Here is a 25,541-nt window from a genome sequence, read left to right on the forward strand (position 1 = left end):
GCCAAAAACAATATACCTAAATAAGGTAAATCCAAAACCTTACCACTTAATTTTCAAAGAAAATATTTAACTTCTTTCTCATTCTTATTACTAATTTAAATCTTAATAAAAATTTTTTAAAAGGGACTAACTGAAATTCACGTTTTAATTTCCCATAAATCCCAGGGCGATTTTCTCTTACCCAATTATATATATACTTAAAGTCGTCAGTTCTTTTTGCAGAATTTGATAAATAATATGAAATAGTTTTATATGCATTAAAATCTAACCAATCATTCATGTCTTTTAAATCATAACCATATTGATCAACTGCCATATTTTTTATAATGATTTTTTCATTTAAATTTTGAATTAAAAACTCTCTACTAAGATTAAAAGTAATATTTTCCCCATGAATTCTATATACTCCAACAATCGAATCAATAAAACCCGCATGTCCTACTAATAATGAACGTAAATAGATTGATGCATCGTTTACCATATTCATATTTAATATACCCATCTCAACGAGACAATCTCGTTTAAAGACAGTAGTTAAAGTTGAAGCAGGTTTAGGATAACCTTTCTTCTCAAAATTTAATAGATAGTTATTTTTATTAACTATTTTACCCAAGCCTAAAATCGATATCTCTAATTGTTTTTTTATAGTGCGTTCAAGAAAAACATTGGCTGCAACAAAGGATACTTCAGGATGATCAATATGAAATTTTATTGCTTTACTTATATAGTTCATATCCACTAAATAATCATCATCATCCAAGAATAATATATACTCACCATTTCCAAATAATTCAAAAGCTTCTCTTCGATTATTGCCTGGTCCGCAATTTTTTTCTTTTTTTATATAAATAACACGAGGTTCATTACAAAAATACTCTTTCACCATTAATTCAGTACCATCCAAAGAATTGTCGTCAATAATAATAATCTCCAAATTTGGGTAGTCTTGAGACAACAAGCTATTTAATGCTTGAACAAGATAATTTTTTCTATTATAAGTAGTAATAATTATACTGACCTTTGGGTAATTAAAAGTGTTAGAAAAGGTCATTTTCGTATATACTTGACCTTTTTTCTTAAGGACATGTTTAATATTTATTATTAAATTATCTAATTCTTTACTTTTTCTTATATCAAATTGTTTTTCTAAATAAAATCTAAGAACATCTTCTGAAACTTTTCCTTCGAGAAATTGAAAAATTAATTGTGATAGGGTTTTTAAATATTTATTTTCACCTTTTCTATGAACGTCACACTTATTGAAAAAATCAGTAATTATTTCCACTAATTTTTCATATTCAAATGTTTCCATTTTAAAATTATTTATATTTTCATTCAATAAATTAAATAGTGAGTAACAATATGCATGTTCACTATCTCTACCTAGCTTCATATAATTGCCTCCAAGTAAAATAAGTTTAAAAATTAAATTTTTTAAACTTATTAGTTAATCGTTACCCCTTTCAAAACAAGAGATCTAATGTTTTAATGACTGTACATTATTTTTAATTAAACGCTTATAAAAAAAACTTTTTGTATACCTGAAACTTTCTCTTTCAAATATTGAAATAAATATAAAATAGATGGGTAGTAATATTACAGTTAAGATGACTGCAAAGATAATGAAAGTTTTATATGAAGTGGGATTTATATTGATTCCATTACTAATATTAATTAAAACTATGAAACACCCAACATTAGTTAACCATCTTCTAACAGTTACCCATGGGTTTCTCCCTAATATATATTTATTTGTATAAATAATAATATCAATTGTTCGATAAATTACCGCTACAAGGGTCCCTAACAAAACCCCATATATACCCAGTAAATTTACAAATACAATAGAAAGAACTATATTAATTATAGTTTCACTTATAGAACGAATTTGAGTTTGTTTAAAATGTCCTGCTATATTTATAATATTATTACAAGCTGAGCGGGCGTTTATTAATAATTTTATTGAAATAAATAAAACAGGTAACCATTTATCGATATAATTTATATCATCTATTCCAGAAGTATATAATTTCATAAATGGCAAAATTAAAATATAGGTGATAGTAAATAAAGAAAATACAAACGCCATATAATAAACTTCATATGTGTTAAATAACCTCATAAACTTACTTTTATTATTTTGATAAGATTGGCCTAATAAAAAGGTAATACTTCCATTTACCGTACTTGCTATTGTTTCAACCATAGTAAAAACCATATTATATAATACATAAACACTTACAATTCTTAAATTACTAAACAGAGTGAGAATGAGAACATCAGTATTACTAAAAACTAATGATGAAATTTGGTGAATTAGAGCAGAATTTTTATGTGAAATTGCTTTAAAGTTTGGAGTTGCAGATAGATTAATCCAATTATAATTTCTATTAATATACATAATGAAAATTAAAATTTGTACTAATGTTAAAATAAAGAAAGAGGCTTGAACTGCAATCATATTGAATCCCAATAATAATAATACAATTTTCGCTAAGTTACTTAGTATATTTATTATTGTAGATATAGAAGTAATTATATAATTTTTTCCTTCAGACATAAGTAGAATTTTGTATTTACCTTGAAAATAGTAGTTAAACGCTCCACCCAATCCAGTGAACAATATAACCAACATTACGGTAGCCTTATTTATATTAGAATGAATTACCATTGGGTATATTGCAGACAGTAATATAACAGCAAAAAAATAAAAAATCCCTGTTTTTTTATAATAACTAGAAGTTGCAGCTAATATTTCATTTATACTGTTTTTATCCCCATCTGCAGCAGGTTTATATAATGCTTGTAAAGATGCAGCACCGACACCTGCTTCCAATAAAGAAAAATAGACTATTATTTGACTAATTGATACGACCAACCCATTTACTTCCGACCCAAAGTTAACCAATAAAAGCCTAGGGATAAAAATCCCTAGGCTTATTGTAATAATCTGACTTCCTATACCGGTAAATAAATTGAGAAAACTTCGTTTAGCTCTCATGAAAAACTCCTTTAGAGGGTCAAAACATAACGGAAAACTTATTAAAGCTATTTTTTATTTTTTTAAGTATTTATCCAACTTTTCAAAATGTCTTTCTGAATTAATAACTTGGTTTGAAACATCTATTAAATTTGTTTTCATAGATTCAAAAACTTGCTTTGGCTCAAGACTATATATGTTTTCAAAGTCCGTAAACAAACCTTTAAATCCAATATCCTTCATAACATTTGTCATTTTCTCACTATAAACAATTGGATATACTGGCTTCTTATAAATCCAACCTAGGATCATAGAATGGAATCTTGTCGCAACAATAAAACTTGAATTTGCTATAACTTTTAATGCTTTTTCAATATCTAACTTATACAAAAAGGTAGTTATATTTTTTAAATAAGTCTTTGGAATTAAATTCATTACTGTTTTGACTGCTTCATTATCCCCCTCAAGTTCACAAAAGGACATTAGAGTAACTCTATATCCTTTTTCAATAAAATAAACTGCTATATCTTTTACTTTTTTATAATATATCTCATCATAATTGGCTAAATATTTTCTGACAGAGGGCTTTATAACCGAAATTAAAATATTATTATCTTGCTTTTCAGTTTCCTCCCTCTTCAACTGGAATATGATGTCATCTCCCATCCTAACATTACTTAATTGGTCAAACATTTTATATGAATGCTTTTCTCTAAAGCATATGTCAGTGAATTCCTCGAAAACGGCCTTATATTCTAAAAAATAATCCTTTTCCTTATAAGGCCCAAAGTTTGCCCCTAAAAGGAAAAATGGTTTATTTTCAATTCTCATATTTTTTATATTTTTTAAGCCTTCTCTCCAGTTCTCTCCCTGAATAAATAAGGACCCACCAATGAAAACACCAATATCACAACTTTTGGCGATAACTTTACGAACAAAAAAATCACTTCTACATACTGCATTTACGGCGAAGTTAATTCCTCTAACCATAAGAGAATCATTTGGGAAAATAGTTAAATTATTTACGTCTTTAAATAAGAGTTTATAGTCTCTTGGAGCATATAAAACAAAATTGGTATTGGGATACCTTTGACATAAAATCTTTATGAATAAATCATCACCCAAATTAAAGGTGGTATATGCATACACCATAACCTTCTTCATAGTATCAGCCCTTTAATTACTATATAAAAAAATTAACATATTTATTAGCATACTCAATATATTTTTTCTATATTTATAATTACTAACGTTAATTTACATTCTATATTTTTTTATGTCCTAGGTAGTTACATCAAATGCCCATTTCAATTTAAATAGTGTTAAATTAATTAACATCATTAATTTCAACTCAAGCCTATAAGGCATAGATAATAGTAACTTCCAAAATGTCGAAATAATAAATGGTCAAACAAACTTTTACGACTTGAGAAAGCGGAAAATCCCTATGCCGAATATAAGATTATCACCGGCAAAGGACTGGAAAGTAGAAATCCTTTTATACAGAAAGAACCTGCTGTTGACGAGTGACGGCCAATATAAAGAGTTTTCAAAATGAACAGTCTTAGGTAACGCCCTAATAAAAAAGCGAAGCTCCATATTAATTTGGGCCCGCTTTTGTGTAACGACTCCACCTACCAGAAATATTTACCTTTTCTTTTTTAAAATCGGAAGTTACACAATAGCATTTTATGCCCATTACTTAATTTTAGGTAAAATTTAATGTATAACCAACTCAATATTTCCAAAAACACTATTTAATACCAGGTGTTGTCATACACGTTTTAATGAAAGACAATTATGAAACTGATTCAATAATAATAAGTTTTTAAAAACTTGGGGTTTTAAATTCACTTTTTTTAAATAATCCCCATAACTTTACTATAGAAAATATTGAAATGGGCAACTGCTTATAAATAAGCAGTCTAAGAAATAAGTACTTTTTAGACATTTTGTTTATTGACATCATAGTATCTCGTAATCCATTGTTTAAACATACATTCTTAATTAATTTAATTTTATATTCAAATGAATTCTGGGAGATATTCACTAGGCCAACCAAATAGCTTATTGTTGTTTTAAACAGATAAATATTAATAGCGTCATAATTAATTTCTTTGTTGGCACTTTCCTTTAGGAAACAAATTAATCGACTATGGAGCTGCTGTGTTGTCATTAATAAATCCTCTTGAAAACGAAGTGAAAGCGATTCATAGTTTTCTCTCCTATAATAATATAAGCATTCATCAATACAACTCATGGTATTAGATGATTTTAAATAATCTAAATTGAATAATAAATCTTCGCCTAAAAACTGATTTTCTTCAAAATAATGAGTTATTAAATTTCGTTTATATAATTTATTACAAGGGGAGTTAACACAACCAGGCAAATAATTTTCTGCAATATATTCACAAATTAATTGCTTATTTTTCAATAATTTTTCTTTGCATTCAATTTTTGTGAATTTTCCATAACTAACTATAATATAGCCACACATTACTAAATCTGAATTATCTTTCAAAATTGAAGAAAGTAGTATTTCAACCATTTTTAAATCTATATAATCATCACTATCAATAAACATTATATATTGACCACTTGAAATTTCTAAACCTGTATTTCTTGCGGAAGATACACCTTCATTTTTTTTATGGATTACAATTATTCTTCTATCTTTTAAAGCATACTCATCACATATTTCTCCACTTGCATCGGTGGATCCATCATTAACTAATATTATTTCGATTTCTTTATAACTTTGTTTTATCACACTATCTATGCATTTCTTAAGATATTTTTCAACGTTAAATACCGGGATAATTATGCTAACCTTCACTGAAACACCTCTATTTATCAGTTTGTAATGTGTCTTTTTTAAAACCGCTATTTTTTAAAATGATAATAAGCAGTAAGATATTCCAAATTGGTTTATAAGAGTATAAAGACATAGACAAACCCATAATCATATATCCTAAAAAGCTTGAAGCAACAACATACGCTCCTAGATTATATGACTTTTTAAAATATAATAAATAAAATACAAATAAAATGAAGACTCCAAAAATTCCAATCTCCATTAATGATTCTACCCAAATGTTATGAGCAACATTTCCGTTATATGTGAAATAACGAATTGTTCCTGCACCCCATCCAAAAATTTGATTAAAAATTGGAGATTGCCGGTAGTTATTAATAACGCTTTCCCAAATTTCCCATCTGTCCGCTCCTCCATCCCTTAGAGTAAAAGCGATATCATATCTATTTGCAACTGATTCCGGCATCATATTTAAAACAAAATTAAAGATTAACCCTAAGATTGAAATAAGTACCGATAAGATTGCTATTGATGAAAATCTTTTTTTTACATCTTTCATCCGCATTAAACTATAGAATAAAATAGAAACAATAATTGCCATTAACCCTCCGCGCGAACCTGTTAGAAGAACAAAAACTAGAAAGACAATCATTTTTATTATTGATAGTTTATTCTTTTTTTTCGTAAAATCATCTAAATAATATATAATAGGAAATATAAAGAAACCAGTTAAATAGTTTGGATCCTGATAGACACCATTAATTGCTATAGTAAGCCTTTCTCCTCCAATAATGTTTCTATCTGCGTAAAATAACATCAATACTACGGTAAGCCACCCGCTAAAAGCAAAAGACTTTTTTATTAGTGCAAGTTCTCTATGGTTATAGGTAAACATAGATAAAATTAGAATAACTGTAATATTTAAAACAATAGTAATTATTCTTTGCTGAGTAAATGCAACATCATAACTGTAGTAACTTGTTAAGGTAATTATTATTAAATAAAATAACGGTACTGCAAAAAATCGATCTATTCTAATTTTTACATATTTGAGGTATATTAATGAACCTACCAAAGGTAGAAAAATTAATATTCTTGCTAAAGATACTCCTGGTACTACCGATAGGAAGTCTAGCGGTGCAAGGAAAAGATAAAATGCTAACAACTGAGTTCTAATACTAATTTTATTGTTTTTATCCATTCCGTTATTCTTCGTTGAGTATATTCGATATGCTTTTATCATAGTGAGATCACCCCAATCATTCTCATCTTTATTTTTCACTATGGTAGGCATAATAGATTTTATTTATATAACATTTCATATTTGATAGCCATTTTTTTTGATGAAAACCTACTTGATGCTACCTTTGCAGCAATTCCCAATTTTTCTTGAAGAGTAATGTCATAAATTAATTTTAGTAATGCTTCTGAAATTTTGCCATCGTTTATACCAACCAGTAATCCTGTCTTATTATCCTCTATCATATCTGGGATACCACCTACTGCAGTAGCAACTATCGGAACCCCCGTACCCATTGCCTCTATCAATGAAATTGGCATACCTTCCCAAAGAGATGGAAGGACAAAGATATCCGCCTCGTTTAAATACGGGTAAACATTTGAAATTGAACCTAAAAATTCAACACTGGATTCTAAATTTAATTCTTTTACTCTCACCCTAATCCGTTTTTCTAATTCTCCTGTACCTATCAATTTTAATACAGTGTTAGGTGCTTTTTCATGGACAAGTTTGAAACTATTAATCAATCCTATATGATTTTTTTGCTCTGAGAAGCGACCGATATGAAGGATTTTAATCAAACGATTATTTTCTCCATATTCATTTTTTTCAATACACTCTTCTAAATTTATTCCGTTATAAATCATGGGTACTTGATTATCCGATAGTCGATATTCCTGGATTATGGAATTTTTTATAATAGGACTTATAGAGACTGGAATAACTTTCATAAATTTATAACAAAACCAATTAATTTTCCTTCCGAATTTTCCAACCTCTTCCTTTGCAATATTATGTACCGTATGAACTTTTATTGGTACCTTCGCAAAAAATGCTGCAGGAATTGCGTAGGGCATTGTAAAAAGGTGCGTATGAATGGCGTCAGGTTTTTTTTCCTTCAATAACTTATATAGTCTAAAAAAGACCTTGAAATCAAAACCTTTTTTCTTGTTTAAAAAAAGAATAGGTATTTTTTGATCTTCTAATCTTTCTGTAATAGCAGAGTGGTATTCATATAGGCTAACAACCAATATATCCATTTTATTTGATGCTAGTGCAACTGACAGATGCTCTACCATTATCTCTGCACCACCAAGACCTAAATAAGGTATTATTTGTATCACTCTTTTTTTCGATTCCATAAAAAGTACACCTTTCTACAACAATATTTCTATTTTATTCTGATATGGAAAATCTACTACGTGTACTATAGCAAAGGGCACACTTTATATTGTTTTAATTATAAATGTTTGACAAACTCTCCGATTACTTTTTTAGATGAATATTGTTTAGCTCTTTTTAAACATTTTTTTTTCATACTATTAGTCCGTAAAGGTTCTTTAGCAATTTGATAAAGGATTTCTTCCAATTCTGTGGTTTGCATAAAATTATAAATATAACCAGTTTGATCTTGAATTATTATTTCTTCCGCAGAATTCCAATTTGAAGCAATAACCGGTATTCCAGCAGCGTAAGCATCAATGATAGTACCAGGAATCCCCTCTGTTCTAAAATGTGTTGGAAATAACAATACAAAATATTTTTTTAAAATATCTACAGTGTCATTAAAATTTACCATACCTTTATATGAGATATAACTTGGAAAATTCTCCTCTAGTTTTTCGAACCTTTCCATATATTTTTCATCTATTTGACCATAAATGTCCAATATGAAAATTTCTCTATCAAATATTCTATTTAATTTTTTTACTGCTTCAATCGCATCTTCAATACCTTTTTCTTTTATAACTCTTGAAAAGGTACAAAGTTTATATGGTTCCTCAAGGTTATATTCTAATTCGTTTTCTTCAAGAATTTCTAACCTTTTAAAATTTGGAAGGTATTCAATATTTTTCAAACCCAATTTATCTAAATCCTCAATCATTTTATACGTTTCAACAAAAATGGTATCAAATTTTTGTAATATATTTTTTAAACTGGGGTTCTTCTCCAACAGTTCAGGTAACCAGCCTCCTATTACCACATAATGCAATTTCTTGTTATTAAAGAATTTTTTAAACAGAAAAAATAAAGGTGCAAAAACCTTTAATCCATTATTTGCCGGCATAATTATAATATTTTGACAATTTACCATTAATAAAAAACTCTTTATTATTAATTTAATTGGATTACGCTTCCAACCATGAGAATCAATCGTCTTTAGTTTATGACTTCCAAAATGTCTTTTCAATTCTTCAGTTATCAATTTAGTCTTAATTGTCTGACCATTAAGGAGATTTTTTTCATTACCAAAATGACCGCACACTCCTATTTTGTACATAGAAACATAAAAACCCCCATTATTTTATTAATAAAATACGAACTAAACTAGCTTAAAATTAATCCCTTCCAAACAAATCCCTTGTATATACCTTATCAGCAATATCTTCCATCTCGGGGGTAAATCTATTCGCTATAATCACATCTGAAACTGTCTTAAACTCATCAAGATCGTTTATTACCCAGGAATTATAGAATTTATCTGTGCATAGAGTCGGCTCATACACTATTACTTCTATTCCCTTTGCTTTAATACGTTTCATTACACCTTGAATTGCTGACTGCCTAAAATTATCAGAGTCTGTTTTCATAGTAAGTCTATAAATACCAACAACCTTAGGGTTCCTGTTTATAATCATCTCAGCAATATGATCTTTTCTAGTTCTATTTGCCTCAACAATTGCAGTCATTATATTATTTGGTACATTTGCATAATTAGCTAATAACTGCTTTGTATCTTTGGGAAGACAGTAGCCTCCATAACCAAAAGAAGGATTATTATAATGATTACCTATTCGAGGATCGAGTCCAACACCATCAATAATTTGTTTAGTATTTAATCCTCTAACCTCCGCATATGAATCTAGCTCATTAAAAAAGGCGACTCTCATGGCAAGATAGGTATTTGCAAACAGTTTAATTGCTTCTGCTTCCGTCGAATTTGTAAATAGGATGGGAATATCTTCTTTGATAGCTCCTTTTACTAATAAATTTGCAAACACTTTAGCTCTATATGATTGTTCGCCAATTACAATTCTTGAAGGATACAAGTTATCATAAAGCGCTTTTCCTTCTCTTAAAAACTCTGGTGAAAAAATAATGTTTTTTGTTTCAAACTTTTCCTTTATTTTCTCTGTATAACCTACTGGAACGGTTGACTTAATTACCATAACAGCTTCTGGATTAATTGATAATACATCGGCAATAACATCTTCAACTGTTCTAGTATTAAAATTATTTTTTTTCGGATCATAATTTGTTGGGGTTGATATGATTACATACTCTGCATCTTTGTATGCCTTATAATTATCTATTGTTGCTGTTAGGTTCAGTTCCTTTGTGGCTAAATATTCTTCAATCTCATTATCTATTATTGGAGATCTTTTATTGTTAATCATATCTACTTTTTCTTTATTAATATCAAGGGCAATGACCTCATTATGTTGAGATAATAAAATTGCATTAGATAAGCCTACATACCCAATTCCTGTGATTGTAATTTTCACAAAAACTTCCTCCATCTTATCTTAAGCCAGAAATGCCTAGAGATAATGTTTCTTAACTGCATTTATTCCATAGAAAAAGAAAAAGTATATGCATCTCAGTAAGGATAATTTCTCAATGTTTCTGCAATTATTCCAATGATTCTTAGCAGCTTTAAATTTATCATTTGAAATAGAACCTACAACTTTTCTATAATATGCTAAACTTTCATTTAATCCATATGCCAAGTGCCCGTCTCTGAGAAGTTTCGCCCATGTCATTGAATCATGATCTTTTTTAACATTAACTAATCTAACTTCACCAACTAACTCAGTGTTTATCATTACTGTTAGTGTTCCAATAATAGTATTTTTCATAAATTGACTATAGTTAAGCGTAGATGGAACCTTAATGACTTTATTTTCTTTTTCTCTTAATATTTCGTATCCTGTAAATGAAAATCCGATTTTATTTTCAATCATAAATTTTAACTGTTTTTCTAATTTATTTGGTTTCCACATATCATCAGCATCTAAAAAGGCTATATATTTCCCTTTTGCTCTTTGAAGTGCTTCATTTCTTGCGGCAGCCGCCCCCGAGTTGATGTTTAATTTTAAATACTTAATTCGTTGATCTTTAAAATCGTTAACTACTTCTCTTGTATTATCAGTGGAACAGTCATCAACAATCAGCAGTTCCCATTTAGAATAAGTTTGAGCTACAACACTCTTTACCGTGTCTGCAATATATTTTTCAGAATTATATACTGGAGTAATTATTGATACTAAATCATCCATTGTTTATTCTCCCCACTCCAAAACTTTCTATATGTTTTCATAAATATGTTTGATATTTCATTCCCCACTGAAACTTCTTCTTATTTTTTCTATTTCCAAAATTGCACTGATGTTGTTGATTACTGAACTAACTGCCATTTTTTTTATTAGGTTTCTCCAAGGGTAAAGTAAATAAATAGCCATTTTAAATGTGTTTCTATACTGAACATGTAATTTACAATATGCCTTACGAAATCCAAAATATTTAACCAGATATTCTTGAAAATTTGTAATGTGACGGATGCTCCGTTCTCCATCATTAACATATTTCTTTTTTTGAGTATTTAGATAGTTATAAAGCATTGTGTAAACTAAAGCAGCGGATACCTTTTTAGACAAATATTTAGGCGCAAATTTCATTGTTGTTAAATTAACATAGTCATCATATACATGATTCAAAGCATAAGCTGCTAAACTACCTTCTTCTTTATCAAAAGCACCATAGTATTCCACTTTAGGATTGTCATCATCTTTAATGCACTGTGATAAAAAAAGCTCTTTAGTCATTGCTCTTCCTGCATTAACATAGTTGTTAAAAGCATTAAGATACACTGAAAATAATTCTTCTGAAAACTCTCTTGGTGAAATTACTCTTACATCAAAATTTTTCAAGCCGCTAATTATTTCATACCTTCTTTTTTTGTTTAGTTTACTAATATCCATCTCGTCATCTTTTATACAGTACCACCATTCAGTTTCATACCCGCAATCAAAATCCGTTGTCCAACGTGCAAACAAAGACAGACCTTCACCTGTTTTCCATATAACACCATCATTAATGTATTTAATATCCGGGTTTACATGTGGTGGGTTTGATGAAATTATTGCATGATTATAATACTTCCAACCATTCATACTGATATCTCACCTTACCTTAACTGATGCTTATTTTCCTACTCATTTCCATGGCAGCTGAATACTCATCCTTAGTAATCCTCTTCTTCCTAAGTAAATAATCACCAAAATCTTCTGCAGTATCCAATCCTTCTGCACTAATCCCATCTCTTTTAAATACTTTACTTACTGTCATAAATATAATCTGGCAATCTCTTAAAAATGTAATTCTATTTACATAATCAAGATCCAAAGCTATTTTTTTCTCCCAAGCAATACCATTACGACCATTAACTTGTGCCCATCCAGTTAAGCCTGGTAATACACTGTGTCTCTCTCTCTGTTTGTAATTCATAAACAGCATATCCCGTACAAGTTGTGGTCTAGGCCCTACTATTGACATATCACCTTTAACAATATTAAATAATTCCGGTAGTTCATCAAGAGAAGTAGAACGTAAAAATCTGCCAAACTTTGTCAACCTAACACTATCAGGAAGCAATTCTCCATTCTCATTTCTCTCATCCGTCATCGTTCGAAACTTATACATTGTGAAGATTGTCTCATTTAACCCCGGCCTTTTTTGCTTAAAAATCACTGGACTCCCTAATTTCATTCTCACAAGAATAGTAACAACTAAGAAGAACGGACTAAGAATAACGATAGCAATTAAAGATAAGATAAAATCCATCGGTCTCTTTATAAATCTTCTATAAATACCACCTTTTAAATTCTTCATTACTGTAACCACAACCCCTTAATAATCCTACAAACCCTCACTAAATCCTCATCCGTCATTTTCGTATCAGACGGCAAACAAACACCATTCTCAAATAATTTCTCTGCTATATCAGTTCCAACAAAATCATACTTCTCAAAGAACGGCTGCATATGCATTGGCTTCCAAAATGGCCTTGACTCAATATTCTCAGCTTCCAATGCTTCAAATACATCAATAGGTCTCACTCTACCGGTCAAAGTCATTGTACTTAACCAATAATTAGGCTCATTCCAATCATTGCTTGGCATGAACTCAACACCATCAAGCTCGCTTAACTCTCTCTTGTAAAACTCAAATAAGTAATTCTTTTTAATTACTCTTTGACCTAGAACCTTAAGCTGCCCTCTGCCAATCCCAGCAACAACATTACTCATCCTGTAGTTAAAACCTAATTCACTATGTTGATAATGTCTTGCTTGATCTCTAGATTGGGTAGACCAAAATCTTACCTTCGCAATTCTCTCTTCATTATTTGAAACAAGCATTCCGCCACCGGAAGTAGTGATAATCTTGTTTCCATTAAAAGAGAAGATGCCATAATCACCAAATGTCCCAGTATGCTTACCTTTATAGTAAGTACCCAATGACTCAGCAGCATCTTCTATAACCGCTACATTATGTTTCTTACAAATATCCATAATCTTATCTATATCAGCGGACAAGCCATATAGATGAACAATAATAACTGCCTTTACTTCTGGATACTTCTTAAATGCCTCTTCCAAAGCTTTAGGACTCATGTTCCAAGTTTCATAATCGCTATCTATAAAAACAGGAACTGCATTTTGATAGATGATTGGGTTTGCAGTAGCAGAGAAAGTAAGTGTTGGGCAGAAAACAATATCCCCTTCCCCAACTCCTGCTGCTTTGAGCGCTAAATGAATAGCAGCCGTTCCTGAAGATAGTGCCGCAGCCGCTTTCGAGCCAACTTTCTCAACCAGTTCTCTTTCGAAACCATTTACGTTTTCACCAAGAGGTGCAATCCAGTTTGTATCAAAAGCTTCCTTTATATATTGCATCTCATAACCTTCATCACTCATATGAGGTGAGGAGAGGAATATTTTTTCCTTCACTTTTGTCGACTCCATCTTCTAGACTTCCTTCCCGTGTTTGTAAATATTTTAGAAGATTAGAACTTACTTGGAATATTCATTTCTAATTCCTACTAACTTCTAAACCACCAAAATTGTTATCTATTTCTTATACATCCCTCGTAATACCAATTCAACTTACCAAGTAAATACAAGATAAATAAACACCAGAGAACCATTCTTAACCGAGTTTCTTCCTATTTATGTAAAACTTTTTCAATCCGCCTTAAAAATTTACAATAAGGCCTATACACAAAAACACATCTCCCACCTATAGGTTTTGAGTGAGAGATGTGTTTTAAAAAGCAGCTATTTCGCTATCGTAAAAATTCTGTTCTTTTTCCTGTTGGCGAGATTGATTACAAAGGCTTTTATTTCATTAGATGTGAAGTGGTTAAACCGTTCAAGAAGGTACTGAATTTCCTCTTCTTGCTCCAATAAAGCTTTCCCAATAAAAATCTTTGGATAAATCGGCTCTGGATATACCTCTTTTTCATTAAGAAGCTCCTCAAACATCTTTTCCCCTGGACGGATTCCAGAGAATTTAATCCCGATTTCTTCTATAGTATAGCCCGACAGTTTGATCAGGTTTTTGGCAAGGTCTACAATCTTTACCGGTTCACCCATGTCCAGGACAAATATCTCTCCACCCTTAGCAAGAGCTCCTGCCTGGATAACAAGGCGGGAGGCTTCCGGGATGGTCATGAAATAACGAGTCATGTCCTCATGGGTAACAGTTACCGGGCCGCCTGCTTGGATTTGTTTTTTGAACAAAGGGATAACGCTTCCACGGCTGCCGAGTACGTTTCCAAACCGGACAGCCACAAACTTTGTTTCACTTTCCTGGTCAAGCTTTTGAATGACCATTTCCGCAATCCGCTTTGTTGATCCCATAACATTTGTTGGATTGACCGCTTTATCGGAAGAAATAAGGACGAATGTTTTTACCCCGAATGTGTCTGCCGCCTCGGCAACATTTTTAGTACCAAAGACATTGTTTTTGACTGCTTCCCGAGGGTTGTACTCCATTAACGGTACATGTTTATGTGCCGCAGCATGATAAACAACATCTGGTTTATGTACTTCCATTACCTTGAACATCCTATTCCGATCCTGGATGTCACCGATGACCGGGACGATTTCAATTTTCTCACCGTAGCTACTCCGCAATTCCATATCAATTAGGTAGATACTGTTCTCCCCGTGGCCAAGGAGGACAATTTTAGCAGGGGAAAAGCTGGAAATCTGACGGCAGATTTCCGAACCAATCGAACCGCCGGCACCTGTAACAAGGACAGTTTTACCAGAAATATCACTTGAGATTTTCTCCATATCCAGCTTTACAGGCTCGCGGCCAAGCAGGTCCTCAACTTCTACGTCCCTTACGTGGCTAACTGAGATTTTCCCAGTCACTAAATCCTCAAGCTTCGGAAGGATTTGCGTTTTCGCTTTCGTCTTGGAACATTCGGTGAAAATTTTGTTCAGTTCTGCCTTGCTTAATGAAGGAATCGCGATAATGATATTGTCGATACCCAATTTTGTGACAGTACTTTCGATGCAATGTATTCCGCCAATTACCGGGATATTAAGGTAGTGAAGTTTCTGTTTCCTAAGATCATCATCAATGAACGCGACCGGGCACAGTTCCGCCTCCTGGCTCTTTTGGAGCTGCCTGGCGACCATTCGCCCCGCTGATCCAGCGCCAACAATCAATGCCTTTTTCTTCCCTTTATTCCGGTGGAAGTAGGCATCACGGAACGTCCGCCATACAAAGCGTGAACCGCCTATGGACAAGATGTAGACCATCCATGTGCTTACCAATCCCCTAAACATGACCCCGTTGTAGACAAAATGTTCAGTCAGACCTGTCACCACAACAGAAAAGGTGACCGCTTTTACAATCGCAAGCAGTTCCCCGATGCTGGCGTATTCCCATGCCTTTTGGTAAAGACCGTAATAAAAAGAAAAGATATGATGGCAGATTAGCATGGTGATTGCACTTGTGGACACGATCCCGAATGAAGTTATGCCAAGCGACGGATGGAGCGGGATATAGCTTACGTAAACGGCTGACAGGACTAGGATGGAATCAATCAGGACCAGCAATGCAAGGCGGGATTTAAAGGCCACGTCATTTTCCCCTTTCGAACTAAATTATTTCTCTTTATACGAAAGTATGTAATTTTAGTAAATTTTTCCAAGTAAGCTTAAAAAATAAATATCTAATGAAAAAATAGTGTAAACAGTGTTAACTACCCTATCCTTTCATTAGACATCTACCGATACAATATAAATAAGTGGGCATCTAACCCGCCCTCACACCATGCAATTGACGACATGCGTCTAAGGAGGGAAGTCCTCCCACTGCATGGCCGAGTGCCTCCAGGTATAACGGACAGGAAAGCCTCGCCGGCCGGGACACGCTGGCCCCGGCAGAAAGTATGGACCATATTAGAAGCCTATGTCTGACGTTAATTAAAATAAACCAAAGAATTTTTTCTGTTTTATCCGTACCGGAATTTCGCGGTGGGGGTGCTTGCCTTCAGCCAGAAGTTCGGCGTTTTCCCTTAACATGAAAACTATATCCATTCCGTAAGCAGTCTTGATGGTGCTATATGCCTTGTCCATCATGAAGCCACGGTTTGTTGAGTTATGCGCATCGGAAGCGACAAAATGAGTAAGATTAGACTCCAACAGCTGGAGGGAGAATTTCTGAATTTTTTTGCCGAATGAACCAGCAGCGCTTGCGGCTGTAATCTGGGAAAGCGCACCTTTTTTAATTAGCTGGTAAAGAACTTCCGGGCGTTCGATCAGTTCCTGGTTCCGCTCAGGATGTGCTATTACCGGCACGTATCCTTTTAACTGCAAGTCAAAAAACAACTTTTCCGTATAAGCAGGCACATGGTTTGCAGGGAATTCTATCAATATATACTCCGAACCAGCCAATGGCTGGATTTCCCCGTTCTCAATTCCATCTAGTAGTTCCCCATAAATCCGGACTTCCTGCCCGGGTAGTACCTTCAGATCGATTCCTTCTTTTTGAAGCGCATCATTTAGCTGGTGTGTTTTTTCGAGGATGGAGTTCTTTGGATTTACATCGTGGCTGTTAAGGTGATGGGGGGTAGCGATGATTTTCCTGATGCCCTGTCCTAGCGCGGCTTTTGCCATTGCAATGGACTCTTGTAAACCCTTAGCACCGTCATCGACATCCGGTATAATATGACAATGAACATCCACCATTGTACCCACCATCTTCCCAAAATTTTACCAATCTGTGTGCTTTTAATACTATCAGCACTACGTTAAAGCGTAAAGGGGGAGTTTTTGTCGAAAGGTGTTATTTGCCTCCATAGTATTGATAGTAATAGTCATTAGACTTGATTTCCTTATGATTTAGGACTGTTCCCAGTAGCTTGCCTTGTGCTGCATCGAGCAATTCTTTTGCCTTCGTAATAAGCTCGATTTGAGTCTTCCCACTGTATATGACAAGCAGGGTGCCATCACACTTATTGGCGAGAATTTGTGCGTCGGTTACCGCTAAGACCGGAGGCGTGTCGAAAATGACCAAGTCGAACATTTCAAGCGCCTCTTCAAAAAGCTGTCCCATTGTTGCCGCGCCTAATAGTTCCGCGGGGTTGGGCGGGATAGGGCCGCTAGAGAGGACATACAAGTCTTCCACATCAGTATTCCGGACAGCTTCAGAAAACGAAATCTGCTTTGTCAGGACGTTTGTCATTCCAAATGTATTTGGCAGGTTAAACGTGTAATGCACAGTCGGTCTCCTCATATCGGCGTCGACAAGCAGGACCTTTTTCCCTTGCTGCGCGAAAACGACAGCAAGGTTCGACGCCGTTGTTGACTTCCCTTCGGAAGGTCCAGATGACGTGACCATCAGCGACCGTACTTCGCGGTCGACTGATGAAAACTGTATATTTGTCCGGATTGTCCGGTATTGTTCGGAAATAGTTGATTTCGGGTCAAATAAGGTGACAAGCATGACCCGATTGGGCGCCGCCAATGTTTTGTGTTTTTTTCTAAATGCCAACTTTTTCACCTCTTGCTCTTGTTCTCCGCTCAGTCCGCTTTGTTTTCATCTCGATAATTTTGTCATTATCGATCGTCGCAATCACGCCAAGCACTGGCAAACCGAGGATACGGTCAATGTCCTGTTCGGTTTTAATAGTGTTGTCGAAATACTCCAGAAGGAACGCAAGGCCAACGCCTGCCATTAAACCTACGACAATTGCGATTGCAATATTGAGGAGTGGACGCGGCTTAATTGGTTCCGGGTTCTCTTTTACTTCAGCCTTCGCGAGAATGTTGACGTTATCGACGTTCATAATTTTTACGATTTCTTCTTTAAACACAGAGGCGGTTTCATTGGCGATTCTCGCAGCCACCACCGGATCTGGATCCTGGACGGACACGTTGACGACTTGGGAATCTTTTTCGCTGCCGACAGTGATTTTTTCATTCAAGTTCACCGTTTCACCGAGTTTAAGATTGTCTTTGACAATGTCGAGAATTGCAGGGCTTTTAATGATGACGTTGTACGTATTAATAAGCTGAAGGTTCGTCTGCACTTCGCTATAATTGTAGACTGCCTGTTCACTTTTATTCTGGTTTACGAGGATTTGGGTAGAGGCCTGGTAAATGGGCGTCAGGATAAAGAATGAGACTATACCGCTGATAATGGCGGCTATGCAAGTTATGGTCAGGATTAGCCCAAGTCGTTTTTTTAATGTTTCAAGCAATTCTTTCAAACTAATTGTTTCTTCCATGAAGTCCTCCTGCTTTCTTGTAAAACTTTCTTCATTATATAAACCAAATCGGTATAAATATGTGACTAATGTCTTAAAATGGTGGATTTTCTACTTATTTGAAAAGTTTCCATTGAGACTATTAAACCACAATTCTGCCAAAAAATGTAGGAAATTTTATACTTTTCTAGATTTTGGGTGTTTTATTTTTTGAAAATGGGGTGATAAAAAATTTTATAGGTTTTTAAGCATGCAAAAACCCGCGAGCGATAGCGGGTTTTTTTGGCGTTACTATATTGTATCGGTAAATTGTCCTTATATGACTACCAGGATATTTGTTAATTCAGGGTGTCCTTGGACCCCCGAAGAGCAGAGCCAATCGCACCCCTAAACGGTATGTACTTGGCTGTATTTGATCAGATGATTCCAAATTGCGCTTGCAGTTGATTAACCAAGGGCCGTGTTGGCTTGCAAGCAAAACCTTCGAAGCACAAAACTGACTGTGTACGAGCGGATGCAGATTGTTTATCAGCGGATGAGCCCCTTTTATCAGTATTCGGAAAGTCTTTATCAGCAAACAGAACCCTTTTATCAGTAAATAAAAGATTCATGGATTCGCCGATTTTTATCTATAAAGAGCTATTCGAGCCGGTATAGAGTGAATTAGCGGACTATACAAAAACTGCCCAGCATCGTGTCTGGGCAGTTTTTTTTGATACCAACTAACCTATTTGTAATTTAGCCCCTTCACCACCGCCGGCTGGGCCATTCCTTTTTTAAATGCTTCTGCGCTTGCAGGCGATGTGCGGATGCGGAAATCGAATGGGCCATGTGCCTGGTCAAACCAGACAGCGATTTTTATATTTGGGTAAGTGCGTGGGATTTCTTCGAATGCAGTTGTGATCCATTCGGCTTTGTTGCCGCCGGTTTCGACTGTTCCGAACTCCCCTATCATGAGCGGTTTACCGTAATAGGAACGGGAGTATTCCCAGTACAGGTCGCCGTAAAGCGTGTCGATGTATTGGTAGTTGTTCCATTGGGTTTTGCCGAAGTTGTACGATGTCATGCCGACGAAATCGACGTATTTGTCACCCGGGAAGTACATGTGCGCTTCGTTCCATTCGAAGTACGGGGATGACACATGGTTCGGGTTCCAGACAAAGTAAGCATTGTCCGTTCCGTTCTTTTTAAACAGTTCGACGATATGCCTGAAGGTGAGCTTGTATAGGTCCGGGTCGTTGTATGTGTTCTTGTGGGACCACGCGGACCAGTCACCATTCATTTCGTTGCCGAGCCTGAACAGGACCGGCCCCTTTAGGCTCTTGACGGTTTTCGCCCAGGTGAGCAGGTTTTTATCAAAGGAGCCATTGATGATATTTTCGACGACATCGGCATTTGTGCTTGAATTTGCTTTTTCAAATAAAATGGTAACGATTGGGAGTTTGTCTCCGTCGAGCAGCTCTTTCGTGTATTCGTCATAGCTGCTGTCGATCGGTTTATAAAACATTTGCGCTCCGAGCGGGTTTTCAAGGTATTCGTTCAGGGCGTCAATGTCCCTCGATTTTGGCATGTACGCGCCCATGACGAAATGGTTTTTCGGGATGATGAGCGAATCATATTTGTGTTTGAGCCTGACTTCCGGGTTGGGTGGGTTCGCTTTGATCACCGTATTCAGGTCCATCTGGGTTGGAGAAACAGTTTTTAAGGTTGATGCCATTTGGATGAGCGCGGCCTTCATCGGTTCGAAATGCTTCTCGTCCGTTTTGAGCTGAAAAGTGAACACCCGGTTCCCTCTTGTTAAGAACAGATAACTGTACCGGTTCATGTCATGGTCGATTCCCTGAATGGCCGGCCTGGCATAATCGATTTGTCTCGCGGCAAAGCCTTGCTTCCACCACCGTTTGTCGGCGGTAATGTTCGGCTTGAGCGTTTCAATAGTCTTTGTGATGTAGCCAACCGGCGAGGTCCACGCTTTGTCAACGTTTTGCACGGTCAGGTCAATCCGGAAATCTTTCGTAAACAGCCTTGTGTAATTGGGTGCCTGGCGGCTGTCGATTTCCCACTCCTTCGGGAAGCTCAACTGAAAGCCGTTCCAATTGTTTGTATAGGTGGCAGTCGTTTCGCTTGTAGTTAGCGTGGTTACATTGTCCGGGTGGAGCGACCGGCTTTTCTGCTCATTTTTCCAAAGAACATAAAAATCCCCGCCGGTAAACTCTTCCACATACGGCTTTTCTTTCGCTGGCTTTGCTGTAGCTTGAATTGATGCCTGTTCCCGTATGTTTTGGGCATTATTCGGTTGCGAAACGAACCAGTAAGCGCCGCCGCCAAGCACAGAGAGGCATACCAATATGATCAGTAGTTTCTTCATGCGTAGTGCTCTCCCCAGATGTGGTTTCTCTATATTTTTTAGTGATTATGCTAGCAGGTGCTAGCTTTTATGAACCGATTTTGTGAATTTATGAACCGGGTTAATGCTTTTTTGAACCGGTTTCGAAATTTATAAACCGATTTCTGATTTTATGAACACGCCCCATTGTGCGGAACTGCCGGAGTTTGGACAGCTTACTCCTATTAACCTATTCCTCCATTTTGAACCTGGCAATCCTTCCTTAGAACGACCCTATTGACCGATTGCTCCATGATTAACCTTAAATCTCTATTGCTGAATATGCTGGACTCCAGTTTCCACTTGGAAGTCTTCCGGGCGTTTGTTTCTGAGACCGAAGTAATACAGTATTGATTCGACAATCCGGGCGGAGGCGTGTCCGTCGCCGTACGGGTTTGATGCTTTTGCCATTTGCTCGTGGGCCGCTTCGTCGGAAAGCAGTTCGTTTGCCATTCGGTAAATGGTCATTTCGTCCGTTCCAGCTAGCTTCAAAGTACCGGCCTTCACTCCTTCCGGCCGCTCGGTCGTGTCGCGCAGCACGAGGACGGGCACACCCAATGACGGCGCCTCTTCCTGCACGCCACCTGAATCCGTCAGGATCAGGTGCGCGCGAGCCGCGAAGTTGTGGAAATCGATTACATCAAGCGGCTCGATCAAATGGATGCGCGGGTTGTCCCCGAGGATCCGGTTGGCGGTTTCGCGGACGACCGGGTTCATATGTACCGGGTATACAACCTGGATGTCACTGTGTTCGGCAACGAGCCTGCTGATGGCGCGGAACATGTTTTCCATCGGGTCGCCAAGGTTTTCGCGGCGATGCGCAGTCATAAGGACGAGCCTGTCAGTGCCGAGCTTTTCAAGGACTGGATGGGCGTACGTTTCTTTCACAGTCGTTTTAAGCGCGTCAATCGCTGTATTGCCGGTTACGAAAATGGTATCGGTTTTCTTGTTTTCCTCGGTCAGGTTTTGCCGGGACTGGCTTGTCGGCGAGAAATGCAGATCGGCCATTACTCCGGTCAACTGCCTGTTCATTTCTTCAGGGTACGGGGAATACTTGTCCCACGTGCGGAGGCCCGCTTCGACATGGCCGATCGGGATTTGGTTGTAAAAAGCGGCTAGGCTCGCGACGAAAGTCGTGGAAGTGTCGCCGTGAACGAGCACCATGTCCGGCTTCGTTTCCTTAAAGACGCTGTCCAGCCCCTCAAGCGCCCTTACAGTGACGCCGGCAAGCGTTTGACGTTCCTTCATTATATTCAGGTCATGGTCGGGGGTTATTTGAAAAATGTCCAGCACCTGGTCGAGCATTTGCCTGTGCTGGGCGGTAACGGTAACAATCGATTCAATTTCCGCTGTTCTTTCGAGCTCCTTCACCAGTGGCGCCATTTTAATCGCTTCCGGCCTTGTTCCAAATACAGTCATGATCTTCAACTTCTCGTTTGACAACTCCATCTCTCCACTCAATGTTCTATTCACCTTAAATGCCGGGCAAAAGATCTCGGCAGGTTAGTTGTAGTTTCAACTGAACCGGCATCCCTCATACTTTTCCACCTGTTTTCATGGCGGGAGGCATATGAGCCCTATTTCCTATTTTATTATTTTTAAAATATAACAAAATTTACAATGTTAATACTGAAACATTTTTCCAAATTCCTTAAAATCGCTTTATTTATACAACAATTTCCTTGATAGGAAATAAACACAATCGTGTTTGTAATAATATCGTAATATAATTTAATATGTGGTTTGTCAGACGATAGACCTAATTCGTTTGAATCTTCAAAACAAAAAATAGATTGGAAAGGGGGTCCGCTTGATGACGCGGATTTTTTCTTTGGAATTCTCCGACAAGGATTTTTCCGAGACGACTGAACTATTATCCGAAAAACTCGCGGCCCCCGACGGCGGGCCGTTCCATGTGATGACGGTGAACGCCGAAATTGCCGGGAAAATCCTCCGGGACCCGGAGCTGCAAGAGATTGCGGACGGTGCGGATTTTTTAACCCCGGACGGAGTGGGGATTTTGCTTGCCGGCAAGGTGGCCGGCGGCGTGCTAACGGAGCGTGTCACTGGCTATGACCTGATTTGGGCGCTTCTTCGCGAAAACGAGCACCGGAGGATACGGGTGTTCCTGCTCGGTTCGCGGGAATCTGCCATCCAGGACGCGGCGGCGAGGCTCCAAGCGGAATTTCCGCTTGTGTCGTTCGCCTATCACCATGGGTTTTTTTCCAAAAATGAAGAAAACGAAGTTGTCGAGCGGATTCGTGCTTTCGGTCCGGACCTATTGTTGGTTGGGCTTGGGTTTCCGCGGCAGGATTTGTTTATTCAGCGGTATAAGCGCCGGTTGGGTGCGCGTGTGGTGATGGGTGTTGGCGGGAGTTTTGATGTGATTGCGGGGAGAGAGCGGCGTGCTCCTGTTTGGGTGCAAAGGCTTGGGCTTGAGTGGGGGTACCGGATGCTTTCGAATCCTTCGCGGCTGCACAAGCTGGTGCCTGTCGCCTGGTTTGGGCTGCGGGTTTTGGGCGCGTTTTTTAGGAATGAGGATACAGATATAGAAAAGAATACAGTTGAGAGGGGTTCATGATGGAGACAGCGGTTCCTGTTATTATTGATACTTTACAGTATGTGTTGTTGTTTTTCTGGACGTATTGGCTGGTGATCAGCTTCTGGGGGTTCAAGAAACCGAAGAAGCTGAAGGAGTTCGCCCCAAAGAAGCGTTTCTTGTTGCTGGTTGCCGCTCATAATGAGGAGAGCGTGATTGGGCAGCTTGTGAAGAATTTGAAGTCGCTTGATTATCCGAAAGAGTTGTACGAGGTTTGTGTGATTGCGGATAATTGTGATGATAATACAGCGAAGATTGCGCGGGAGTTGGGCGCGACGGTGCTTGAGCACACGTATTTGCCTGGCGAGCCTAAGGGGAAGCCGTATGCGATTAAGTATGCGGTGGATACGTATGGCGATCGTTTGGTGACTGATTTTGACGGGGTTTCGTTCTTTGATGCGGATAATCTGGTGTCCCCGAACTTTTTGAAGGAAATGAATAATCATTTGCATGCGGGCCACCGATTGATCCAGTGTTACTTGGATTCGAAAAATCCGAACGATAACTGGGTGAGCCTGTCGTATGCGGCGAGTTATTTCTATATGAACCGGGCCTGGCAGTTGGCAAAAAGCCACATCGGCCTTGGAAATGCGGTCGGCGGGACTGGTTTCGTTGTCGAAACGAAGCTTTTTAACGAGGTTGGCTGGTCAGCGCGTTCGTTGACGGAAGATCTGGAGTTTACGATGCAGTGCCTATTACGAGGTGAAAAAGCGCATTGGTGCCACTTCGCGAGGGTGTTTGATGAGAAGCCTCAAAGCTTTATTGCTTCATGTGTGCAGCGTTTGCGCTGGGCCAGAGGCCACTGGGATGTGTGCTTCAAGTATACGCCGAAGCTTTTGTGGAGGAGTTTGTCACGTCTCGATATTAAGGCGTTTGACGGGGTGCTGTATTTGTTGAACCCTGGTAAGATTGTGCTGAATACGGTGACGGCGGCTGTGATTTATATGTCGATCTTTATGGACGCTGGCTGGTTCAATCCGATTATGCCTTGGTATATCTGGCTGACGATGCTTGTGTTCCAGTTCTACTATGTGGCGTTTACGATTGTGAAGGATTCGCTGCAGAAGGTGAGTTTTGTTCGCAGTTTTGTGAGTATGATCCTGTTTAATTTGAGCTATATTCCGTTGTTCGTGTGGAGCTTGCTTACGTTCAAGAACAAGAGCTGGAATCCGACGAAGCATTCACGCGGGATTGAGCTTGATGATATGCAGGCGCCTGGGGCTGGGATGTAGGTTTTACGGTTCCGGCTTTGATGCTTGCGTGAGAATATTTTTTAAAGGAACCCCACTTTGGCCGATTGGCCGGAGTGGGGTTTTTTATTTGGAATTGAACAGAGCACAGGCAGTTAGGCTTGGATAGTCTATTTAGTCTTGAGTTAGAAAGTGGATTTTTGCTCTAATCGATAAAGGTTTCGGGCAAACTGAAGGGTTTTAAGGCTGGGTTCTGGAAATATCCATTTCCTGGATGAAAAAAAGAATGAAGTCCTTCCGCTTGCACTTGAGATTCTTCATGAGAAATGGCAATTATACGAACTAGTCAATTGTATTTCTCCAGGGACTGGCATAGCCCAGGACATGAGCGGACTTGAAGTGGAACTTCATCAATCTGAATCTGAAACGTAAATTTTATTAATGACGGGAGCTCCACTAAGCCTGCTGGCGGCCGTCGAGTATTTCATCTTTGGTAACGAGTCATTAGGAGTACGGCGATGTCTTAACGAGTTCCCTACTAAA

The 25,541-nt window shown here is 37.1% G+C and carries 20 protein-coding genes; 2 read left to right on the forward strand and 18 right to left on the reverse strand.

The window, feature by feature from the left end; genetic code table 11:
* Positions 1-46 precede the first annotated feature (46 nt).
* The 18 genes from DRW41_RS10570 to wecB all read right to left on the reverse strand — a co-directional run bounded on the left by DRW41_RS10570 (position 47) and on the right by wecB (position 22,628).
* Positions 47-1,393: a glycosyltransferase family 2 protein gene (locus DRW41_RS10570; protein WP_115451948.1), complete on the reverse strand. Its 1,347-nt coding sequence runs from the start codon at positions 1,391-1,393 to the stop codon at positions 47-49.
* A gap of 84 nt (positions 1,394-1,477) precedes the next feature.
* Entirely contained in the window at positions 1,478-3,001 is a 1,524-nt protein-coding gene (locus tag DRW41_RS10575; RefSeq protein WP_115451949.1) for a lipopolysaccharide biosynthesis protein, read from the reverse strand.
* A gap of 54 nt (positions 3,002-3,055) precedes the next feature.
* The gene (locus tag DRW41_RS10580) at positions 3,056-4,144 is read right to left on the reverse strand and encodes a polysaccharide pyruvyl transferase family protein (RefSeq protein WP_115451950.1); all 1,089 of its coding nucleotides are present in this window, start codon (positions 4,142-4,144) and stop codon (positions 3,056-3,058) included.
* Positions 4,145-4,808: 664 nt separating this feature from the next.
* Positions 4,809-5,819 (reverse strand): glycosyltransferase family 2 protein, encoded by a 1,011-nt coding sequence (locus tag DRW41_RS10585; protein WP_181884504.1) that lies wholly within the window; start codon positions 5,817-5,819, stop codon positions 4,809-4,811.
* Between the two features lie 10 nt (positions 5,820-5,829).
* Positions 5,830-7,080: an O-antigen ligase family protein gene (locus DRW41_RS10590; RefSeq protein ID WP_181884505.1), complete on the reverse strand. Its 1,251-nt coding sequence runs from the start codon at positions 7,078-7,080 to the stop codon at positions 5,830-5,832.
* 20 nt (positions 7,081-7,100) lie between these two features.
* Positions 7,101-8,180, reverse strand: a complete 1,080-nt coding sequence (locus DRW41_RS10595; RefSeq protein ID WP_115451953.1) for a glycosyltransferase — start codon at positions 8,178-8,180, stop codon at positions 7,101-7,103.
* A gap of 98 nt (positions 8,181-8,278) precedes the next feature.
* Positions 8,279-9,319 (reverse strand): glycosyltransferase family 4 protein, encoded by a 1,041-nt coding sequence (locus DRW41_RS10600; RefSeq protein WP_115451954.1) that lies wholly within the window; start codon positions 9,317-9,319, stop codon positions 8,279-8,281.
* A 58-nt stretch (positions 9,320-9,377) separates the two neighbouring features.
* Entirely contained in the window at positions 9,378-10,544 is a 1,167-nt protein-coding gene (locus tag DRW41_RS10605) for a nucleotide sugar dehydrogenase (protein ID WP_115451955.1), read from the reverse strand.
* Positions 10,545-10,580: 36 nt separating this feature from the next.
* The gene (locus DRW41_RS10610) at positions 10,581-11,318 is read right to left on the reverse strand and encodes a glycosyltransferase family 2 protein (RefSeq protein ID WP_115451956.1); all 738 of its coding nucleotides are present in this window, start codon (positions 11,316-11,318) and stop codon (positions 10,581-10,583) included.
* Between the two features lie 57 nt (positions 11,319-11,375).
* Entirely contained in the window at positions 11,376-12,212 is an 837-nt protein-coding gene (locus tag DRW41_RS10615) for a hypothetical protein (protein ID WP_115451957.1), read from the reverse strand.
* A gap of 19 nt (positions 12,213-12,231) precedes the next feature.
* On the reverse strand, positions 12,232-12,930 hold the full coding sequence (locus tag DRW41_RS10620) for a sugar transferase (RefSeq protein ID WP_115451958.1): 699 nt from the start codon (positions 12,928-12,930) through the stop codon (positions 12,232-12,234).
* Positions 12,930-14,045 (reverse strand): DegT/DnrJ/EryC1/StrS family aminotransferase, encoded by a 1,116-nt coding sequence (locus DRW41_RS10625; protein WP_115452067.1) that lies wholly within the window; start codon positions 14,043-14,045, stop codon positions 12,930-12,932. The genes DRW41_RS10620 and DRW41_RS10625 overlap by 1 nt, the downstream gene beginning before the upstream one ends.
* A gap of 327 nt (positions 14,046-14,372) precedes the next feature.
* Entirely contained in the window at positions 14,373-16,193 is a 1,821-nt protein-coding gene (locus tag DRW41_RS10630) for a polysaccharide biosynthesis protein (protein WP_115451959.1), read from the reverse strand.
* A gap of 345 nt (positions 16,194-16,538) precedes the next feature.
* The gene (locus tag DRW41_RS10635; RefSeq protein ID WP_115451960.1) at positions 16,539-17,303 is read right to left on the reverse strand and encodes a tyrosine-protein phosphatase; all 765 of its coding nucleotides are present in this window, start codon (positions 17,301-17,303) and stop codon (positions 16,539-16,541) included.
* A gap of 97 nt (positions 17,304-17,400) precedes the next feature.
* On the reverse strand, positions 17,401-18,108 hold the full coding sequence (locus DRW41_RS10640; protein ID WP_439330866.1) for a CpsD/CapB family tyrosine-protein kinase: 708 nt from the start codon (positions 18,106-18,108) through the stop codon (positions 17,401-17,403).
* On the reverse strand, positions 18,098-18,844 hold the full coding sequence (locus tag DRW41_RS10645) for a YveK family protein (RefSeq protein ID WP_115451961.1): 747 nt from the start codon (positions 18,842-18,844) through the stop codon (positions 18,098-18,100). The genes DRW41_RS10640 and DRW41_RS10645 overlap by 11 nt, the downstream gene beginning before the upstream one ends.
* A gap of 706 nt (positions 18,845-19,550) precedes the next feature.
* Positions 19,551-21,191, reverse strand: a complete 1,641-nt coding sequence (locus DRW41_RS10650) for a glycosyl hydrolase (RefSeq protein WP_115451962.1) — start codon at positions 21,189-21,191, stop codon at positions 19,551-19,553.
* 288 nt (positions 21,192-21,479) lie between these two features.
* The gene (gene wecB, locus DRW41_RS10655) at positions 21,480-22,628 is read right to left on the reverse strand and encodes a non-hydrolyzing UDP-N-acetylglucosamine 2-epimerase (RefSeq protein WP_439330867.1); all 1,149 of its coding nucleotides are present in this window, start codon (positions 22,626-22,628) and stop codon (positions 21,480-21,482) included.
* 394 nt (positions 22,629-23,022) lie between these two features.
* Here wecB and DRW41_RS10660 point away from each other — a divergent pair, with 394 nt between their 5' ends.
* Together DRW41_RS10660 and DRW41_RS10665 are read left to right on the forward strand one after the other, a co-directional pair.
* Positions 23,023-23,790 (forward strand): WecB/TagA/CpsF family glycosyltransferase, encoded by a 768-nt coding sequence (locus DRW41_RS10660; protein WP_115451963.1) that lies wholly within the window; start codon positions 23,023-23,025, stop codon positions 23,788-23,790.
* Complete coding sequence (locus DRW41_RS10665; protein ID WP_181884506.1) at positions 23,790-25,040, forward strand: glycosyltransferase family 2 protein; 1,251 nt, start codon at positions 23,790-23,792, stop codon at positions 25,038-25,040. Before DRW41_RS10660 ends, DRW41_RS10665 begins: the two co-directional genes overlap by 1 nt.
* Positions 25,041-25,541: the final 501 nt, after the last annotated feature.

The organism is Neobacillus piezotolerans (genome assembly GCF_003362805.1).
Taxonomy (GTDB): domain Bacteria; phylum Bacillota; class Bacilli; order Bacillales; family Cytobacillaceae; genus Bacillus_D; species Bacillus_D piezotolerans.

What these genes read in the sequence shown, in the direction of transcription:
- DRW41_RS10595 (WP_115451953.1), bottom strand. Translation starts at nt 8,180, where the DNA reads ATGGAATCGAAAAAAAGAGTGATACAAATAATACCTTATTTAGGTCTT.
- wecB (WP_439330867.1), bottom strand. Translation starts at nt 22,628, where the DNA reads ATGACTGTATTTGGAACAAGGCCGGAAGCGATTAAAATGGCGCCACTG.
- DRW41_RS10620 (WP_115451958.1), bottom strand. Translation starts at nt 12,930, where the DNA reads ATGAAGAATTTAAAAGGTGGTATTTATAGAAGATTTATAAAGAGACCG.
- DRW41_RS10580 (WP_115451950.1), bottom strand. Translation starts at nt 4,144, where the DNA reads ATGAAGAAGGTTATGGTGTATGCATATACCACCTTTAATTTGGGTGAT.
- DRW41_RS10600 (WP_115451954.1), bottom strand. Translation starts at nt 9,319, where the DNA reads ATGTACAAAATAGGAGTGTGCGGTCATTTTGGTAATGAAAAAAATCTC.
- DRW41_RS10570 (WP_115451948.1), bottom strand. Translation starts at nt 1,393, where the DNA reads ATGAAGCTAGGTAGAGATAGTGAACATGCATATTGTTACTCACTATTT.
- DRW41_RS10575 (WP_115451949.1), bottom strand. Translation starts at nt 3,001, where the DNA reads ATGAGAGCTAAACGAAGTTTTCTCAATTTATTTACCGGTATAGGAAGT.
- DRW41_RS10650 (WP_115451962.1), bottom strand. Translation starts at nt 21,191, where the DNA reads ATGAAGAAACTACTGATCATATTGGTATGCCTCTCTGTGCTTGGCGGC.
- DRW41_RS10660 (WP_115451963.1), top strand. Translation starts at nt 23,023, where the DNA reads ATGACGCGGATTTTTTCTTTGGAATTCTCCGACAAGGATTTTTCCGAG.
- DRW41_RS10615 (WP_115451957.1), bottom strand. Translation starts at nt 12,212, where the DNA reads ATGAATGGTTGGAAGTATTATAATCATGCAATAATTTCATCAAACCCA.
- DRW41_RS10665 (WP_181884506.1), top strand. Translation starts at nt 23,790, where the DNA reads ATGGAGACAGCGGTTCCTGTTATTATTGATACTTTACAGTATGTGTTG.
- DRW41_RS10635 (WP_115451960.1), bottom strand. Translation starts at nt 17,303, where the DNA reads ATGGTGGATGTTCATTGTCATATTATACCGGATGTCGATGACGGTGCT.
- DRW41_RS10645 (WP_115451961.1), bottom strand. Translation starts at nt 18,844, where the DNA reads ATGGAAGAAACAATTAGTTTGAAAGAATTGCTTGAAACATTAAAAAAA.
- DRW41_RS10610 (WP_115451956.1), bottom strand. Translation starts at nt 11,318, where the DNA reads ATGGATGATTTAGTATCAATAATTACTCCAGTATATAATTCTGAAAAA.